Here is a 16,944-nt window from a genome sequence, read left to right on the forward strand (position 1 = left end):
GCAGCGGCTACCCCGGCCGGAGCTATTACCCGCACTACCGCTGCCTACCCGTTGCGCCGCATGGGCGGGCTGCTCTATCTTCGCCGCTTTGATTTGCCTGCATTATCCGTCATTTCCTGCCCTATGAACTCGTTTCATCGCCGCATCCTGTCGGCCTCCCTGTTGCTGACGCTGAGTGGCGCCGCCTATGCCCAAACCCCGGACGCCCCGGCGGCTACTCCCGCCGCAGCCGCTCCGGCTGCCCCGGCCCCCGCTGCGGCCCTGCTCAAGCCCGACCAGGTAACCGGGGAGCATTACAAAACCTACCTCTACAAGCGCTACGCCGCCGACGAGCAGGCCACCAAGGCCATTCGCCTGTTTGCCCGCCGCCAGACCGGCGGGGCCGTGTGGCTGGGCACCGGGGCCGGCGTCATCGGCTTCGTGGCTTCGCAGACGGGCACCAAAACCGACCCGTCCGGCGGTACCACCACCGTTACCGTCACGCCCGTGGGCTGGGCGGTGCTGCTGGGCTTGTTCGGCGGCGTGGGCATCGGCAAGCTCGCCCGCTTCAGCAACGAGAAGCTCTACCTGGCCCTGGCCGCCTACGAGAAAGACCACGCCTTTCCGCACTACGTAGCCCGCCGCATCGACTAAGCCGCCGCCGCAAAAGCCGTTTTTCTCGGGCCGCCGCCGCGTTTCGAGGCCGGCTGCGGGCGGGGTATATCCCGCCGGCGGCCGGCCGCGTATCAGGCCGCAGCTACTTGCTTCTTGGTCACGCCCTTCCCCGGCTATCGGCATGGATGTTCTGTATGATACGCCGCCCCTGTCCATCTACCTCGACCGCGCCCACCACTGGCTGTACGTGGAGTGGAAAGGCAACCACACGGCCGCGTCGGCCCGCAGCGGCGGGGAGCTGATTCTGCAGCACTTGCGCAGCTGCGCCTGCCACAAGATGCTCAACGACAACAGCCAGGTCACCAGCGAATGGGAGGCCGGGGCGCGCTGGGTGGGCAGCGAATACTACCAGCAGCTGGCCCGCCTGGGCATGCGCCACGTGGCCTGGGTGTGCCCGCCCGACTGGGGCGCCCGCCGCTCCATGGAACTGGCCATGCAGTTTGTCACCCGCCCCGTGGTAGTGCTCTTCGACGACGTGGCTTCCGCCTACAGCTGGCTGGCCCGCCAGCGCTGAGCTGCCCAACCTTCGGCGCGGCGGCGCGGTTTAGCCGGCGTACGCCTACTCAAACGCCCCGCCCATGGACGCCACCACCCGCCAGCAGCTGCTCGCCCACCTCACCGCCCTGCTCGAAGAAGGCCACGCCCACGTCACCTTCGAGGCCGCTACCGCCGACGTGCCGGCCGCGCTGCTGAACCGCACCGTGCCCGAGCTGCCCTACTCCCTCTGGCAGCTGGCCGAGCACGTGCGCATTGCCCAGCACGACATCCTCGCCTTCAGCGAAGGCACCGACTACCAGGAGCTGCAGTGGCCCGCCGACTACTGGCCCGCCGACGAAGGCGACGCGGCCCGCTGGCAGGCCACGCTGACGCAGGTGCAGCAGGACCGCCGCCGCTTCCTGGCTTACCTGCAAGACCCCGCCCACGATTTGCTGGCGCCCCTGCCCCACGGCAGCGGCCAGACGCTGCTGCGCGAGGCCCTGCTCATTGCCGACCACAACGCCTACCACACCGGGCAGATTATCCTGCTGCGCCGCCTGCTGGGCAACTGGGAGTAGCCGGGGCGGCAGGTTTGGGGTGCCAGGCTCTTTGCTCGCCCTTGTGCGGCGTAGGGTCTCCGGCCCGGGCAGCCTTTCGCCACCCACGAGTTTATATGAAATTTTTTATGCAAATTATTGTACCGAAACCGCCCCGGTGGGCATCTGGGTGCGGTGGCCCCTATCAGCTTCAGCCATGCAATACATTCCTGTCGCCCCGAATTTTTCCCTTGAGGCTCACCCGCCTGCGGGGTAGCCCTGCCGCTGGCCCCGCGCCCCCGCGGGCAGCATACCGGCCTGCCCATCCACGGCCGCACCGGTCGGCGCCACCTGCTGCCGGGCGCGTGGCCGTAGCAGCCGCCCCGCTGCTCCTCTTGCCCCAGCAGGACCGTTAAACCGCGCCGGCACCACGCAAAAAGCCCCTCCAGCCGGTTGCCAGAGGGGCTTCTCAGATTCGGTTCGCCGCCCGGCCGGGTCCCACACCTGAAACCCGGCCTAGTTGCCGCATTTGGCGGCGAACCTGTGGAGTTAAACGCGGCTCCGGCCCCGCTGGCTGCGCCATAACTACGGGATTTGGCCTGCGCCTTACGCGGATTTTGCGCTGCGTAATGCTCCCCGCCACCGGCCCCAAGCCACGGCTTCTGCGCGAAATACGGAGCCGCCTTAACCCGTCAAAATGCGCCTTTGTACGGAGCAGTGCCAGTTCCCAATTCCCCATCTTGTATAGACTACCCGGCCGCGCTGCACTTTGCCCGTCATTCCCCTTCCCACGCCATGCCCGAATCAGTCCACTCCCCCCTGAACCACTGGTGCATCCTGCGCGTGTACGCCGAGCCCAACGGCCCCGTAGCGGCCCTCATCCTGGTCACGCACACCCGCCGCGGCACCGACGTGCGCGAGTTTGAGCTGCCCTACCTGCTGTGGGACTCCCTGGGCACCCGCGCCACCGCCGAGCTGGTGCTGCGTCACTACGCCGCCTGCCACCCCGAAACCGTGGCGCGCCTGGGCCGCTGCACCGTCAAACGCCGCATTACGGCGGGCCTGCTGCGCCATTACTACGAGCAGCACCGGCAGTCGGCCTGAGCGTCCGCCTTTCTTCTTACCGGCATGAGCAACTCCATTTCCTACTGCGTGCAAGCCAGCGCGGCCCCGCGCACGGCCATGGTGCGGGTGCGCATCCGCTGCCGGGCGGCCGCCGGCTCCCACCACTGGCAGCTGGAGCTGCCCCGCGCGCTCTGGACCTCCATGGGCACCGGCCCGGCCGCCGACTTCATCGCCGAGCAGTATTTCGACTCCTACCCCACCACGCGGGAGCTGGTGGGACCGCAGCACATTGCCTGGGCCGTGGCCACCTCACTGCTCGACGTGGAAACGCACTTTCGCCCCGGCACCTGAGCCGCGAAGCAAAATCCGGGTTATTCACCCCCCAAAACCAGTATAAAACCGGGACCCCGGCGCCCCGGCCTGCCGTTTACCAACGAGCCGGGCCCGCGGTTGCGGCCCCGTGTCAGCCTTTGCCCCATGCCTGCTTCTACTCCCCGCGCCGTTTTGCAGCTCCAGCTCGTGCCGGCCGGCCGCCGGTTGGATTTCGACCTGGCCCCGGACCACCACGCGCACGTGTACCGCCGCAGCGCATACCAGCCCTGGGAATGCATTGCCTACAACGCCCACAGCCCCTTTGTCGACCGCGCCGCGCTGCCCGTGGGGGCACCCACCGAGTACGTGGTGATTTACTACGACCCGGCCGGGCAGGTCACCGTGGCCACGCCCATTGCCCAGGTTGGGGCGGCCCTGCTGCCGGCAGCGCCCTGCGTGCTGGCCCTGCGCTAAAGGCGCCGCATCAGGCCGCGTGCGGGGCTTCTTCGGCGTACCTTTGCGGGTGCCAATGCCTGCCCCGACCGCTTTCACTTTCCGGCTTACTCCACCCTGCGAAAGGGCCCGCCTGCTCTTTGCCGCCGCTTCCCGGCCGAAGCGTGCGGCTTTTCTTTTGCCCTTTCTCAGCCTTTCTATGTTTGCCCTTTAGCCTTACCTGGCGCAGTACAAAGTCAACGTCAAAAACGAAATTCTGGCCGGCCTCACCACCGCCCTGGCCCTGGTGCCCGAGGTGGTAGCCTTTGCCTTGCTGGCCCACATCAGCCCGCTGGTGGGCATCGGCTCGGCCTTTGTCATTTGTTTGGTCACCAGCATTTTCGGCGGGCGGCCGGGCATGATATCCGGCGCGGCCGGCTCGGTGGCAGTGGTTATCGTGAGCCTGGTAGTGCAGCACGGGCCGGAGTACCTGTTTGCGGCCGTGGTGCTGATGGGCCTCCTCCAGATGGCCATTGGGCTGCTGCGCCTGGGCAAGTTTATCCGCCTGGTGCCGCAGCCGGTGGTGTTCGGCTTCGTCAACGGCCTGGCGCTGATCATCTTCATGGCCCAGCTGGAGCAGTTCAAAGTACGCGACGCCGTGACGGGCACCGAGCACTGGCTTACCGGCTTGGCCCTGGCGGTGCTGCTGGGCGTGGTGGTATCGGCCCTGGCCTTTGCCTGGGAAAACGCCAAGCGCATCCGGGCCCGCAAGTACCTCGACGCGGCCGGCGTGAAGCACTACGAAATCTACGGCCCGCTCTTTTTCGGCTCGGTGCAGGCCTTCACCGAGAAGTTTGACCCCGCCGCCGACCCGGCCGAGGTCGTCATCGACTTCCAGGGCAGCCGCGTGGCCGATATGTCGGGCATCGACGCGCTGCACAAGCTTACGGAGCGCTACCAGCGCCTGGGCAAAACCCTGCACCTGCGCCACCTCAGCCCCGACTGCCGCCAGCTGCTGCACAACGCCGGGGCGCTTATCGAAGTGAACATCCTCGAAGACCCGGTGTACCGCGTGGCCACGGAAGCGAAGGGCAGTGGCATAAGCTTTAGCTTGTGCTGGCGCGGTACGCGCCAAGGCGGAGCTGCAGCCGTGCAGACTATTCAAACGATATGGTCCCGAATTGCGGCCCTTGGCCGCAGCACAAGCTAAAGCTTATGCCACTCCTCCTCTACTCCACCAGCTGCGCGTGCAGCCGGTTTAGCGTCTCGGCCGCATCGTGGCAGAGGCCGGGGTGCACGGCGGAAGTCTGCACGATGGTGCTGCGGGTGGCCGTGAGCCAGCGGAACCGCTCGGCCAGGCCCAACTGCCCGATGGGGCCGCCTTCCTTCCTCCCGCGGCAGATTTTGTCGAAGGCGTGCAGGCGGGCCTGCAGCTCGCCCAGGTCCAGCTTGTCGCCGGCGAAGGCGCGCAGGCGGGCTTCGGGCAGCAGGTAGCGGCACTGCAGGAAGCCCTGGTCGCGGCAGTAGAGCACCACGCCCACGTTCAGGAACTCCTCGCGCTCCACGCGCGGCACCACGCGTAGCACGGCGTATTCAAACAAGTGCTTGTCGGGCATGGTCGGCTTCGGCGGTGAAGGTAGCGGAGGCGGCCACGCGGGCCGTCAGGAATTGCACGTAGGCGGCGCGCTGCTCGGCCGGCGTGCGGTCCGGTTCTACCAGCCACACGTCGGGTACCAGCGCCACGATGCTTTCGATGACCTCGGGCGTGAGGCGCGGGCGCAGCTCGGCGTCGACCTGCGGCAGCTCCGTGGCGCGGGGCAGCAGCACGTGGTCCTTGATCTGCGGAAACGGCCGGGGCTTGGCGGCCCAGTCGGGGCCGGTGTGGTGGGCGTACAGGGCCGCGCCGTGGTCGATCAGCCACAGCTCCCGGTGCCACATGAGCATGTTGGTGTTGCGGGCGGTGCGGTCCACGTTCAGCGTCAGCGCGTCGAGCCAGACGACCTGGGAGGCCAGCCGGGCATCGACGGCCGTGACGAGCGGATCGAAGGTGATGGCGCCCGAGAGGTAATGCAGGGCCAGGTTCAGCCCCTCGCTGGCGCGAAGCAGGTCCTGGATTTCTTCGTCGGGCTCGGTGCGGCCGAAGGCTTCGTCCAAGCGCACGAACACCAGCTCGGGCACGCGCAAACCCAGCGCGCGGGCCAGCTCGCCCACCACCAGCTCGGCAATCAGCGCCTTGGGGCCCTGGCCGGCGCCGCGGAACTTCACCACGTAGAGGAAACCGTCGTCGGCTTCGACCAGGGCGGGCAGGGAGCCGCCTTCGCGCAGCGGCGTCACGTAGCGCGTCACGTCGACGGTGCGCAGCTGGGGGGATTCGGTGGGCATGTTTTCTTGGATTCGGAGCGACAAAGAAACGGATGGCTTGACTTACGGTGCAGGCGTCGGGTTCCCGCAGAGGTGCGCAGAAGTTCCGCGGAGGTTGGCTACGCCTTCCTTCGGGTCGCAGAGCTGTTCTGACGGCATTAGCTTTTGCGGTACCACCCGTCCTCCCGCGGCTCGTCCTCCCACGGCGGGGCTTCGAGCAGCTGCCCGAGAAACCGGCCTTGTAACCGCTCCTGCACCTGCTGCCACAGCGCCCGGAGCGCGGGCACTTCCTGCTGCCGCCAGCTCCGGTCGTATACGTCCGTCGCGGTGCGGGCCAGCCACAGCTGATGGTAGATGACTTGCAGGCAGCGGCGGTAGTCGTCGGCGGCCTGGGTGGGCAGCTGCAGCTGCCGGCGCACGTCGCCACGCGCCAGCAGTATCGCCGCGCCACCCTGGCGCTGCAGGTGCGGCAGGGCAAGGAAGCGCGTGTAGGCCAGCTCGGCGTCGGCGTAGCGGCCGAGTTTCTCGCTCAGGCGGGCGCAGCTGAGCAGCTGGTCATCAGCGTTCGGGTCGCCGCGGCGGGCCCCGGCAGCCACGGCCCGCTGATAGTCGGCCAGGGCGCGGGCCGGCTGCTGCAGGTATTCCAGGCAGTAGGCGCGGTTGCGGTAGGCCCAGTAATAGGTCGAATCAAAGCTCTGGGCCTTGGTGTAGTCTCCAATGGCTTCGCCCGCACCCAGGGCCCTGCGCAGCGTCACCGGGCCGGTATTCATGTAACCGGCGCCGAGCTGGAAATAGTATTCGGCGGAGTCCGGCTGCTGAGCCCGCGCCGCGCCGCCCGCGGCCAGCAACCAGGCAGCCAACAGGAACCCACGAGCGGACGTGATGCGCCGCAGCGCGGAGGAAAGACGGGAATCGGGCATACAGGCTTAGGGGTCAATGCCCGCTCTAACGGCGCAAGCTACGCTGCCGTGTGCGTCGGCCCGCCTCAGCGGCTCAAAAACCGCTGCAGATACGGCGCCGTGCGGCTTTGCTTGCTCCGCGCCACCTCGGCCGGCGGGCCCTCGGCCACCACCCGGCCGCCCTCCTCACCGGCGCCGGGGCCCATGTCGATGAGCCAGTCGGAGGCGGCGGCCACGCGCATGTCGTGCTCCACCAGCACCACGGTGTTGCCCGCGTCGACGAGGCGGCGCAGCTGGGCGAGCAGGCGTTCCACGTCGGCGGGGTGCAGGCCGGTGGTGGGCTCGTCGAGCACGTAGAGCGTGTCGCCGCGCTGGGCCTTTTGCAGCTCGGTGGCTAGCTTGATGCGCTGGGCCTCGCCGCCCGACAGCTCGGTGGCCGGCTGGCCCAGGCGCAGGTAGCCCAGGCCCACTTCGCGCAGCACCCCGAGGGCGCGCTGCACCGGCGGCTCCTCGTCGAAGAACTCGTGGGCGTCGTCCACGGTCAGCGCCAGCACCTCGGCAATATTCTTCTCGCGGTAGCGGATTTCGAGGGTTTTGGCGTTGTAGCGCGCCCCCTGGCACACCGGGCAGGGCGCGTACACCGAGGGCAGAAACAGCAGCTCCACCATCACGAAGCCTTCGCCCTGGCAATTCTCGCAGCGGCCCTTGGCCACGTTGAAAGAGAAGCGGCCCGCGTCGTAGCGGCGCCGGCGGGCCTCGGGCGTGGCGGCGAAAAGCTTGCGCACGTGGTCGAACAGCCCGGTGTAGGTGGCCATGTTGGAGCGCGGCGTGCGGCCGATGGGCTTCTGGTCGACGCGCACGAGGCGGCGTATGGTCTGCAGGCCGTCGGTAATCCGCCCGGATTGGGAATTAATAATTAATAATGAAGAATTAAGAATTGGCTCTTCTGCTTCCGCCGAATCAATTATTAATTCTTCATTATTAATTCCTAATTCCGACGCCACCAGCTCCACCAGCACCTGCGACACCAACGACGACTTGCCCGAGCCCGACACGCCCGTTACCGTGGTCATCACACCCAGCGGAAACTGCACGCTCAGCCCGTCGAGGTTGTTGCGGCGCACGTCGGCGAGGCGCAGCCAGCCGGCAGGGAGCTTCGGGGCGGCTGCGGATGGGTCAGGTGCGACGGGCCGGTCGGCTTTCCTGGCCGAAGCGGCGGTGGTGGACGAGCCGGAATCGGCCGACGTGGTGGCTGCGGACGAGCCGGCCGCCTCGTTCGGGCGGACGCGGGCTGAAGCCCGCGCTACATCGGCGGCTTCCTGCCGGAACAGGTAGCGGCGCGTCTGGGAGGCATCCACCGCGGCGAGGCCTTCGACGGGGCCGCTGTAGAGCACCTGCCCGCCGTGCTGCCCGGCGGCGGGGCCCACGTCGACCAGCCAATCGGCCTGGCGCACCACGTCGAGGTTGTGCTCCACCACGAACAGGGTGTTGCCGGCGGCTTTGAGGCCGTGCAGGGCGCGCAGCAGGGCTTCGGTATCGGAGGGGTGCAGGCCGGCCGAGGGCTCGTCGAGCACGTAGACGACGCCGAACAGATTGGAGTAGAGCTGGGTGGCCAGGCGCAGGCGCTGCAACTCGCCCGGCGAGAGGGTGGGCGTGCTGCGCTCCAGCTGCAGGTAGCCCAGGCCCAGGTCGAGCAGCACCTGCAGGCGGGCTTCCAGGTCGCAGGTGATGCGGCGGGCTACTTCGGCCTGCTCGGGGTGCTGGGCGTCGTGCTTACGGCGGCCCTTGGCGGTGCCCTCGGCGTAGGGCCTGAGCAGCTCGGCCACGCGCTTGAGCGGCTGCCGGGCCATGTCGGCAATGTCGAGGCCGGCGAAGGTGACTGACAGGCTTTCCAGGCGCAGGCGCTTGCCGTGGCAGGTGGGGCACTCGGTGCTGAGCATGTACTGCAGGGCCCGCTTTTTCATCAACGGGCTCTGGGTGGTGGCGAAGGTGTGCAGCACGTGGCGCCGGGCGCTGGTGAAGGTGCCCATGTAGTTGGGCGGCTCCTTGCGCTTGAGGGCCCGCTGCGTTTCGGCGGGCGAGTAGCCGGGGTACACGGGCACTACCGGCTGCTCCTCGGTAAACAGAATCCAGTCGCGCTGCTCCTGGGGCAAGTCCTGCCAGGGCCGGTCCACGTCGTAGCCCAGCGTGACGAGGATGTCGCGCTGGTTTTGCCCGCCCCAGGCTTGCGGCCAGGCCTGAATGGCCCGCTCGCGGATGGTGAGCGTGGGGTCGGGCACCATCGACTGCTCCGTGACGGTGTAGATGCGGCCCAGGCCGTGGCACTCGGGGCAGGCGCCCTCGGGGGTGTTGGCCGAAAACGCCTCGGCGTAGATGATGCCCTGCCCGGCGGGGTAGTCGCCGGCACGGGAGTAGAGCATGCGCAGCAGATTCGACAGGGTGGTGACCGAGCCCACCGACGAGCGGGTGGTGGGCGTGCCGCGCTGCTGCTGCAGGGCCACCGCCGGCGGCAGCCCGTCGATGCGGTCCACGGCCGGCACCGACATCTGGTGGAACAGGCGCCGGGCGTAGGGCGACACCGACTCCAGGTAGCGGCGCTGGGCCTCGGCGTAGAGCGTGCCGAAAGCCAGCGAGGACTTGCCCGAGCCCGACACGCCGGTAAACACCACCAAGGCGTCGCGCGGAATGTCCACGTCCACGTCGCGCAGGTTGTGTTCCCGCGCCCCGCGCACCTGCACGAAACCGGAATTGGGGGAAGTAGCGGCGGCGGGACGTTGGGCAGAATCGGGCATGGGGGCAGACGTAAAAACCGGCTCAGTATACGGCATTGGGGCCGGCGGCGTCCGACCTCCGGGCCTTAACAACTGGCCTCGAGCCCCTAGCCGGCTTATCTTGCGCGACTTATGAGACGAAGTGTACTGGGTTCGTTACTGGTTTTGCTGGCGCTGGCCGGCTGCACCCGCCCGCCTACGCCGGTGCCCGTTGTCGTTTCGCCGTCTTGGCCGCCGCTACTGGTGCCGCTGCGCCAGCCCGTGACGGGACAGTTGCTGGACGCGGAAACCCGGCAGCCGGTAGCAGGGCAGTTTGCCTGGGCCAATGTGCCAGGGGAGCTGCAACCCAGCCCCAAGCCGGGGCCGGACATCTACCGCTCGTATTCCGTGGTGGCCGACGCGCAGGGCTATTTCGCGTTGGCGCCGCGGCTGCCCGCCGCCGATACCGGCAGCACCCTGATCCGTTTGGAGTCGGCCACGCACTTTGGCGAGGGGCGGTGGGCGCCTAGCCAGCCAGCCAAAATCCTTATCCACCCGTACTTTCGCTACCAGCCCGACAGCTGCCTGGCGGCGGCCGATTCGGTGCATTTCAACCCGCGGGCGCCCCTGGTCAGCTGGTGGCCGAGCCAGCTTCAGGCCTGGCTGATACACAATCTTGACGCGGCGCCCGGGCGTATGTTGCGTACTCTCCGGCTGCAACGCCGGCCCCTGCACGATGCGCCCGGCCCGCACCCCAGCATCCCGTTTCGCCTGCGCATCATGGCCGTCGACTCGCTGACCGGCGGCCCGGGCCCGGATTTGCTGACTGCAAACGTGGTCCTGGGCTTCCCACCATCGGGCGAGTCGTACTTCTTCGCCCTGTGGGATTACCAGATTCCGGTTCCGGCCGGCAGCTTCTACCTGGGGCTGGAAACACTGATAGCAGGTGACAAATTCTATGTCTTGCACCCGCTGGAAAACTACCGGCCCGTTGGTCCGTTTCTGCGGGCCCCCTGCGCCTTCGCCGCTACCCGCACCTGGACGCACCCTTACAACTCGAAGCAAGGCTGGCAGCGCCTGCCGGCGGCCCAGAACCCCTGGCCGCGCTACGAAAGCATTATTTCCCTGGAAATCAGCCCGCGCTAACGCCGCCCATTCCTGATGATTCACCGCGCCTGTTTCTGGCCGCTGCTGTTGCTACTGGCCGGCTGCACCCGCCCGCCCGTTCCCGCGCCCATTCAGGTATCCACCACGGTACCCGAGCGGCTCGTGCCGGTGCGCTACACCGTCGGCGGGCAGGTGCTCGATGCCGACACCCGGCAGCCCCTGGCCGGCATCCGGGTCAGCGGCCACGGCCACAACCTCACGACCGACGCGCAGGGCCGCTTCGCGTACGAGGAGCTGGCTGCCCGCGGGGCCACCGCGCCGCGGGAGCTGCGCGTACGCACGCCGCAGTACCTCGGGCAGGTGACGTACCAGCCGGGCCAGGCGCAGCAGCTGACGCTGCTGGTGCAGCGGCGCCAGCTGCCCCTGAAGGCCTTCAGCTACGAGCCCAACGGCTGCCTGACGGCCGAAGACCGGGTGCATTTCAATGCGCAGGCCACGCTCCCGGCCTGGCCTCCCAGCCAGCTCCGCGCCTGGTATATCGAAAACCACCAGGCCCGGCCGGGCGACACGCTCTACGCCATTACCCTGCGCGGGGCGCCGGCGCTGGATTTGCTGGACGGTGCCCGGGAGCTGATGCGCCTGCGGATTCTGGCCGTCGACCCGGTTACCCGCGGCCCCGGGGCCGATCTGCTGCTGGAAAACAAGCTTGTAGCCTTCCCCGCCGCCGGTCGGGCCTTTATCTTTTCCCTGCACGAGTACCGCATCGGCGTGCCCGCTGACGGCTTCTTCGTGGGGTTGGAGCTTTATATATCAGGGAATTTTGCCTCTTATCAGCCAGAGGAGTACCACCGTCCGCAGGGCCAGATGCTGCGCGCCCCTTGCGCTTATGCAGATTCCCGGAGTTGGACGAGCACCTGGAGGCCTGAAATGACCAGCCTGGCCTGGGAGCCGGTTCCGGCCGCCCATCGGTGCTGGCCGCTGTTTGAAAGCCTGATTAGCCTGGAAACCTGCCACCCCTGACCTCTTTTGCCGCAGCCGACCCGGCTTCCGCCACCAGCCTTCCACCCGCTTACCGCGGCCCGCTCGTCACGACGAGTAGCTTATTGCACCGCTACAACAGCTTACTCGTCACGACGACCAGGGCCTTGCAGCGCTACGACGGCTTACTCGTCACGACGACCAAGCCGTTGCAGTGCTACAAGGGGCTACTCGTCGCGACGAGTGAGGCGTTGCAGTGCTACAAGGGCTTACTCGTCACGACGACCAAGGCCTTGCACCGTTACAAGGGGCTGCTCGTCGTGACGACCTGCGGGAATCAAAGACGGGTTTGGCTAAAAATCAGGACTTTCCCCCTCGTCGACGCGCCGCAAGCTCACCGAGTTGATGCAGTAGCGCAGTCCGGCTGGTTCGGGGCCGTCGGGAAAGACGTGGCCGAGGTGGCCCTGGCACACGTTGCAGCGCACCTCCACGCGCTGCATGTGGTGCGAGTCGTCGAAGTGGTAGCTGATGACGTTGCGGGCCGCCGGCTGGGTGAAGCTGGGCCAGCCCGATATGGCGCGGTACCGAGCCGCCCTACCGCAACGCCTACTGCCGCAGCCGGCGCAGAGGTAGCGGCCGGGCTCGTAGCTGCGGCAGTAGGCGTTGCGGTAGGGCGGCTCGGTACCGCGCCCGCGCAGCACGGCGTACTGCTCCGGCGTCAGCCGCCGGGCCCATTCCGGCTCGGGCAGCTCCAGGCGCCGGGGCGGCTCGGGGTTGCTGTACTTGGCGTATTTAAGGACGTCGGCCCAGCGGAACATGAGGTTGGCAGGAGCTAGGAGCTAAGAAAGCTACGATTAGCTCCCCTCCTCAGATGAGGAGGGGTTGGGGGTGGTTGAAAAACCAGAGCTAGAAATTACTTGTGGCAGTCAGCACGCGAGATGTCTCGACAAGCTCGACATGACGCCCTTGTACGGCCGTGCAACGACTGGTCAACCACCCCTAGCCCCTCCTCAGCTGAGGAGGGGAACTAGCCGTAGCCTCTAGCTTTTGGCCTTAAGTCTAGCTTTTTGCTTCCACGGCCTTTGCCAGCACCTGCAGCGTGAGCTGCTGCCGGGTCTGGCCGGCGCCGTGTTCGGCGTGCAGGGGGCGGGTTTCGCCGGTGGGCCGGTAGCCGCGGCGGGCGTACCAGGCCAGCAGGTCGGGGCGCTCGGCCAGCACGGTCATCTGCACGGCGCTCAGGCCCTGGCGGCGGGCGTAATCTTCGGCGGCGGCCAGCAGCTGCCGGCCGATGCCCCCGGCCTGCCGCGCCGGGTCGACGGCCAGCAGGCCCAGGTACAGCAGCGGGGGCTGGGCTTCGAGGTACACGCTGCCGACCAGCGCCCCGGCCGCGTCGCGGGCGGTGAGGATGCGGGCCCCGGGCGTGGTCAGCAGCGCCTGCAGGGCCGGCGCGTCGGTGCGGGGGCCGCTGAGCAGGTGGGCTTCGTGGGTCCAGCCGGGGGCGGCGTCGGTGCCGCGGTAGGCGCGGTTGATGAGGGTTTGCAGCGCCGCAAGGTCGGCAGAGGTAGCCGGGGCGAAGTACAGGGCGAGGCTCATGCGACGGGTTCAGGCGGGGTGGGTGGCGGTGTGAATCAGCTCGTGCTCTATTTCGGCAAACAGCGGCCGGCGGGCCGTTTCGGGCTGCACGCAGCGGCGCTGCAGCTCCCAGAGCGGCGCGGGCACCGGCTCGGCGCAGTGGCTCAGCAGCTCCTCCAGCAGGCAGCCGAAGGCCCGCACTTCCAGCTGCTGCAGGGCCCGGGCCTCGGCCGTACCGGGCGCGAAGAAGCTGGCGGCGCCGAAGTCGCCGAGCAGGGCGTGGCCGTCGGTGGGGCGCACGAGGATGTTGTGGGCGTACAGGTCGCCGTGCAGGATGCCCTGGGCGTGCAGGTGCGCCCCCACCGCGGCCATGCCCCGGGCGATGCGCAGGGCCACGAGCAGGCTGAAGGCCGTGCCGGCCGCGTACACGTCGCGGGTGCAGGTGGCGAAGCTTGGCGGCCCGGCCAGGGTATGAAACGCCGGGTCAATCAGCTCCAGCACCAGCCCTTCGGCCCCGGCCGGGTGCCCCTCGATGCGCCCGTCGACGGCAATCAGGTGGGGGTGGCGGCCGGCGCTCAGGCAGGCGTCCATTTCGCTGCGCGGCAGCCCGTCACTGGTGACGGCGCCCTTGAACAGCTTCACGGCCACCGCCGACGGGGCGCTGCGGCGCGGCCAGTCGGCCCGGTAAATCACGCCCGAAGCGCCCTCGCCGAGCTGCTGCTGCAGGGTCAGGGCCGACCACGGAATGCCGGGCGCGGGGTGCGCGGCCACCACGGCGGCTTCGCTACGGTCGGCAAAGGGGTTGCCGGCGTAGGCCAGCCAGCTCAGGCGCGGCAGAGTCAGCAGCCACTCGGGCAGGCTCTCGAGGCGGTTGGCGGCGATGCGCAGCAGCTCTAGGCGCTGGCACTGGGCCAGCTCGGCGGGCAGCGCGCGCAGCTGGTTGCCGGCCAGCATCAGCTTCTGCAGCTGGCTGCACCGGCCGATTGCGGGCGGCAGGCTTTCGAGCTGGTTGTCGGTCAGGATCAGCCAGCGCAGCCGGGGCGGCAGCGCCGCGGCGGGCAGGCGGCGGATGCGGTTGGCCTTGAAGCCCACCATGCTCAGGGCGGGGCACTGGCCCAGGGCGACGGGCACTTCCTCGAACTGGTTGTCGGAGCAGAACAGGATGCGCAGCCGGTGCAGGCGGCCCAGGTCGGCGGGCAGCTCGCGCAGCTGGTTGCCGCTGAGGTTGAGGATTTCCAGCGTGTCGGCCAGGGCGAAGATTTCCGACGGAAACTCGGTGAGGCCTTCGGATAAATCCAGGCGGGTACTGCCGGCGAGCTGGCCGGCGCGAAGCTGCTCCAAAGTGTGCATGCGGGCAAAGGTCGGCACTGGGGCGCTGGGTTGCGACATTGCGGCCCGGCAACCCGCGCGGGCGAGGTTTCTCGCAGAGGTTCGCAGAAGGGGCGCGGAGGCTCGCAGAGGTCGTGCTAGGGCTTCAGCGTCAGCTCGAAGGGCAGGCGGCGCACTTTCGCGTCGTTGCCGCGCTGGTTCATCAGCTCCTCGATGCTGCCCAGCTCCAGGCTCAGCTTGCCGGGCGCCAGCCAGTGGCCGTCCAGCACGAAGTAGTTTTCCAGCCGCACCTGCTTTAGCAGCTGCAGCTGTCCGGCCTGCACGCGCCAGAGCTGGAAGCCGGGGTAGCAGTCCTCAAACACTCGAAAACAATCGTTCTGCCGGGCAAACAGCAGGGTCCCGGTTCCGTTGAGGTGGGGCTCGTTGCCAACTTCCGTCACCCGGCCGCTCCGCCGGTTCAGCAGCAGCTGTTTCGTGCTTTCCCAGGCTTCCTTGGTTACCCACACCAGCTCTGTTTTCGGCTCGAAGCCCCGGTAGTGGTAGGTCACAAACGAGGTTTCGTCGTTTGGCCGGGCGGGAATATTCTGCAGCTGCACGGCTTTACCGCTGCTCAGCTGCACCCGCACCCCGGCCTTAGTTTCGGTAGCCGCGGCCGCAGATTTGCTGAACGCAGCCTCCTGCCCCTTGCCCGCCGCCCCGGCCGCCGCAGGCGTCACGGTACCCACGGCCCCGACGGCCCGCTGCAGCTCGGCCAGTGCGCCGGGAGCGGCCACAGCCGGCCACGGCGCCGGCCGGCGGGCGGAAAACGACGGGGCCAAGCCACCCGGCAAGGCGAGAATCACAGCAATTGAAAATAGCAGCAGACGCATCGGAACGAGCATAAAGAAGCCCGCGAAAGTAGCGTTTCGCGGGCTTCCGGTCGGCATTCGGGGCCGCAGCTACGCGGCTACCACCGGCGGGGCGGCCGGCACCGGGCGGCGCTGCGGGCGCATCAGCAGCACGTAGAGGCCGCCAGCGAGGAAGAAGCCGACAAACCAGGCGTAGCTGTAGAGCCCGCTCAGCCAGGGCCACACCGCCCCGGCCGGCAGGGCGCCCACGGCCTGCAGAAAGCCCGGAATATTGGGCAGCACGCCCAGTACCAGCGCCCAGATGGCGGCGTAGTTGACGCCGTGGCGGTACTGGTAGCGGCCGTCGTGGCGGTAGAGGTCGGGCACCACGAGCTGCTGTTGGCGCAGCAGGTAGTAGTCGGCTATCATGATGCCGCCGATGGGGCCGAGCAGGGCCGAGTAGCCCACCAGCCAGGTGAAAATAAAGCCCGAGGGGTCGGCAATGAGCTTCCAGGGAAAGATGAGCAGGCCCAGCACCCCGGTGATGTAGCCGCCGGTCTTGAAGCTGATGCGCTGCGGGTCGAGGTTGGCAAAGTCGTTGGCGGGGCTGACGATGTTGGCGGCAATGTTGGTGGCCAGGGTGCTCAGGGCCACGGCCAGCATGGCTAGGCTCACCAGCAGCTTGCTGTCGAAGCGGCCGGCCAGCACCACCGGGTCCCAGATGGTCTGCCCGTAAATCACCAGCGTGGCCGAGGTGACGACCACGCCCACGAAGGAAAACAGCGTCATGGAAGTCGGCAGGCCCAGCGCCTGGCCTAGCGCCTGGGCGCGCTGCGAGGTGGCGTAGCGGGTGAAGTCGGGAATGTTCAGCGAGAGAGTGGCCCAGAAGCCCACCATGCCGGTGAGCGAGGGAAAGAAGAAAGCCCAGAACGCGGCGGACGAGGCAAAACGGGCCGGCTGGCTCAGAATCGGGCCCAGCCCGTGGCCCGCCGAAATGGCCCAGAACAGCAAAGCCAGCGCCGCCACGGGCAGAAAAAACGCCTTGAACACCAGCAGCTTCCGGATGCTGTCGACGCCGAGGTAGACCACGTACATGTTCAGCGCCCAGAACAGCAGGAAGGTCAGGGCCGGGCCGGTGGCCAGGCCCCAGGAGGCCGGAAACACGGCCGGCAGCCTGCCCAGGCCGGGCCACCAGAGCACGGCCATCTGGTAGAGGGCAAAGCCGCCAATCCACGTCTGGATACCAAACCAGCCGCAGGCAATGATGGCCCGCAGCAGGGCCGGCACGTTGGCCCCGCGCACCCCGAACGAAGCCCGCGCAAAGACCGGGAACGGAATGCCGTATTTGGTGCCGGCGTGGCCATTGAGCAGCATGGGCACCAGCACCACTACGTTGCCCAGGAAGATGGTCACCAGTGCCTGCCACCAGTTCATGCCGCCCTGAATCAGCGAGGAGGCCAGCATGTAGGTAGGAATGCACAGGCTCATGCTGATCCACAGGGCGGCGTAGTTCCAGGTAGTCCAGGTGCGGGCGGCCGGAGCCACCGGGGCCAGGTCTTCGCTGAGCAAATCGGGGCTGGGCGCGGCGGCAGGGAGTGGTTGCGGGGAAGTCATGGCGGGGCGGGGGCAGAGTTACCCCGTAAAT

At 68.1% G+C, this 16,944-nt stretch carries 18 protein-coding genes; 9 read left to right on the forward strand and 9 right to left on the reverse strand.

The annotated features are described in order from the left end of the window. Positions 1 to 123 precede the first annotated feature (123 nt). The 7 genes from EJV47_RS21035 to EJV47_RS21065 all read left to right on the forward strand — a co-directional run bounded on the left by EJV47_RS21035 (position 124) and on the right by EJV47_RS21065 (position 4,686). A complete protein-coding gene (locus tag EJV47_RS21035; protein WP_126695177.1) occupies positions 124 to 633 on the forward strand; it encodes a hypothetical protein in 510 nt (169 codons plus the stop codon). A 142-nt stretch (positions 634 to 775) separates the two neighbouring features. Continuing rightward, positions 776 to 1,168, forward strand: a complete 393-nt coding sequence (locus tag EJV47_RS21040) for a SpoIIAA family protein (protein WP_126695178.1) — start codon at positions 776 to 778, stop codon at positions 1,166 to 1,168. Between the two features lie 64 nt (positions 1,169 to 1,232). Then, the gene (locus tag EJV47_RS21045) at positions 1,233 to 1,709 is read left to right on the forward strand and encodes a DinB family protein (RefSeq protein ID WP_126695179.1); all 477 of its coding nucleotides are present in this window, start codon (positions 1,233 to 1,235) and stop codon (positions 1,707 to 1,709) included. A 753-nt stretch (positions 1,710 to 2,462) separates the two neighbouring features. Continuing rightward, entirely contained in the window at positions 2,463 to 2,771 is a 309-nt protein-coding gene (locus EJV47_RS21050; protein WP_126695180.1) for a hypothetical protein, read from the forward strand. A 24-nt stretch (positions 2,772 to 2,795) separates the two neighbouring features. Then, the gene (locus tag EJV47_RS21055; protein ID WP_126695181.1) at positions 2,796 to 3,083 is read left to right on the forward strand and encodes a hypothetical protein; all 288 of its coding nucleotides are present in this window, start codon (positions 2,796 to 2,798) and stop codon (positions 3,081 to 3,083) included. 126 nt (positions 3,084 to 3,209) lie between these two features. Further along, positions 3,210 to 3,518: a hypothetical protein gene (locus EJV47_RS21060; protein ID WP_126695182.1), complete on the forward strand. Its 309-nt coding sequence runs from the start codon at positions 3,210 to 3,212 to the stop codon at positions 3,516 to 3,518. A gap of 199 nt (positions 3,519 to 3,717) precedes the next feature. Next, positions 3,718 to 4,686 carry a SulP family inorganic anion transporter gene (locus EJV47_RS21065; RefSeq protein ID WP_126695183.1) on the forward strand — a complete coding sequence of 323 codons (969 nt, stop codon included), beginning with the start codon at positions 3,718 to 3,720 and terminating at the stop codon, positions 4,684 to 4,686. Between the two features lie 19 nt (positions 4,687 to 4,705). Here EJV47_RS21065 and EJV47_RS21070 read toward each other — a convergent pair whose 3' ends face one another. From EJV47_RS21070 to EJV47_RS21085, 4 genes are all read right to left on the reverse strand, one after another. Continuing rightward, positions 4,706 to 5,092 carry a DUF3037 domain-containing protein gene (locus EJV47_RS21070; protein WP_126695184.1) on the reverse strand — a complete coding sequence of 129 codons (387 nt, stop codon included), beginning with the start codon at positions 5,090 to 5,092 and terminating at the stop codon, positions 4,706 to 4,708. Beyond that, positions 5,070 to 5,858, reverse strand: coding sequence for a HipA family kinase (locus EJV47_RS21075; protein WP_126695185.1), 789 nt, complete (start codon positions 5,856 to 5,858; stop codon positions 5,070 to 5,072). Before EJV47_RS21075 ends, EJV47_RS21070 begins: the two co-directional genes overlap by 23 nt. Positions 5,859 to 5,995: 137 nt before the next feature. Continuing rightward, complete coding sequence (locus tag EJV47_RS21080) at positions 5,996 to 6,757, reverse strand: hypothetical protein (RefSeq protein WP_126695186.1); 762 nt, start codon at positions 6,755 to 6,757, stop codon at positions 5,996 to 5,998. 65 nt (positions 6,758 to 6,822) lie between these two features. Next, positions 6,823 to 9,528 (reverse strand): excinuclease ABC subunit UvrA, encoded by a 2,706-nt coding sequence (locus EJV47_RS21085; protein WP_126695187.1) that lies wholly within the window; start codon positions 9,526 to 9,528, stop codon positions 6,823 to 6,825. 111 nt (positions 9,529 to 9,639) lie between these two features. On the opposite strand from EJV47_RS21085, the gene EJV47_RS21090 reads away from it, so the two are divergent. Both EJV47_RS21090 and EJV47_RS21095 read left to right on the forward strand, forming a co-directional pair. Next, on the forward strand, positions 9,640 to 10,632 hold the full coding sequence (locus EJV47_RS21090) for a hypothetical protein (RefSeq protein WP_126695188.1): 993 nt from the start codon (positions 9,640 to 9,642) through the stop codon (positions 10,630 to 10,632). Positions 10,633 to 10,647: 15 nt separating this feature from the next. Continuing rightward, a complete protein-coding gene (locus EJV47_RS21095; protein WP_126695189.1) occupies positions 10,648 to 11,613 on the forward strand; it encodes a carboxypeptidase-like regulatory domain-containing protein in 966 nt (321 codons plus the stop codon). Positions 11,614 to 11,924: 311 nt separating this feature from the next. Here the strand turns inward: EJV47_RS21095 and msrB are convergent, their stop codons facing one another. From msrB to EJV47_RS21120, 5 genes are all read right to left on the reverse strand, one after another. Next, positions 11,925 to 12,389, reverse strand: a complete 465-nt coding sequence (gene msrB, locus EJV47_RS21100) for a peptide-methionine (R)-S-oxide reductase MsrB (protein WP_126695190.1) — start codon at positions 12,387 to 12,389, stop codon at positions 11,925 to 11,927. Positions 12,390 to 12,630: 241 nt separating this feature from the next. Beyond that, positions 12,631 to 13,164: a GNAT family N-acetyltransferase gene (locus EJV47_RS21105; protein ID WP_126695191.1), complete on the reverse strand. Its 534-nt coding sequence runs from the start codon at positions 13,162 to 13,164 to the stop codon at positions 12,631 to 12,633. Positions 13,165 to 13,173: 9 nt separating this feature from the next. After that, complete coding sequence (locus EJV47_RS21110) at positions 13,174 to 14,493, reverse strand: leucine-rich repeat-containing protein kinase family protein (RefSeq protein WP_126695192.1); 1,320 nt, start codon at positions 14,491 to 14,493, stop codon at positions 13,174 to 13,176. Between the two features lie 116 nt (positions 14,494 to 14,609). Continuing rightward, complete coding sequence (locus EJV47_RS21115) at positions 14,610 to 15,314, reverse strand: hypothetical protein (RefSeq protein ID WP_126695193.1); 705 nt, start codon at positions 15,312 to 15,314, stop codon at positions 14,610 to 14,612. Between the two features lie 96 nt (positions 15,315 to 15,410). Further along, positions 15,411 to 16,913, reverse strand: coding sequence for an NCS1 family nucleobase:cation symporter-1 (locus EJV47_RS21120; RefSeq protein WP_126695194.1), 1,503 nt, complete (start codon positions 16,911 to 16,913; stop codon positions 15,411 to 15,413). Positions 16,914 to 16,944: the final 31 nt, after the last annotated feature.

Source organism: Hymenobacter gummosus (assembly GCF_003970915.1).
In the GTDB taxonomy this organism is placed as follows: Bacteria; Bacteroidota; Bacteroidia; order Cytophagales; family Hymenobacteraceae; genus Solirubrum; species Solirubrum gummosum.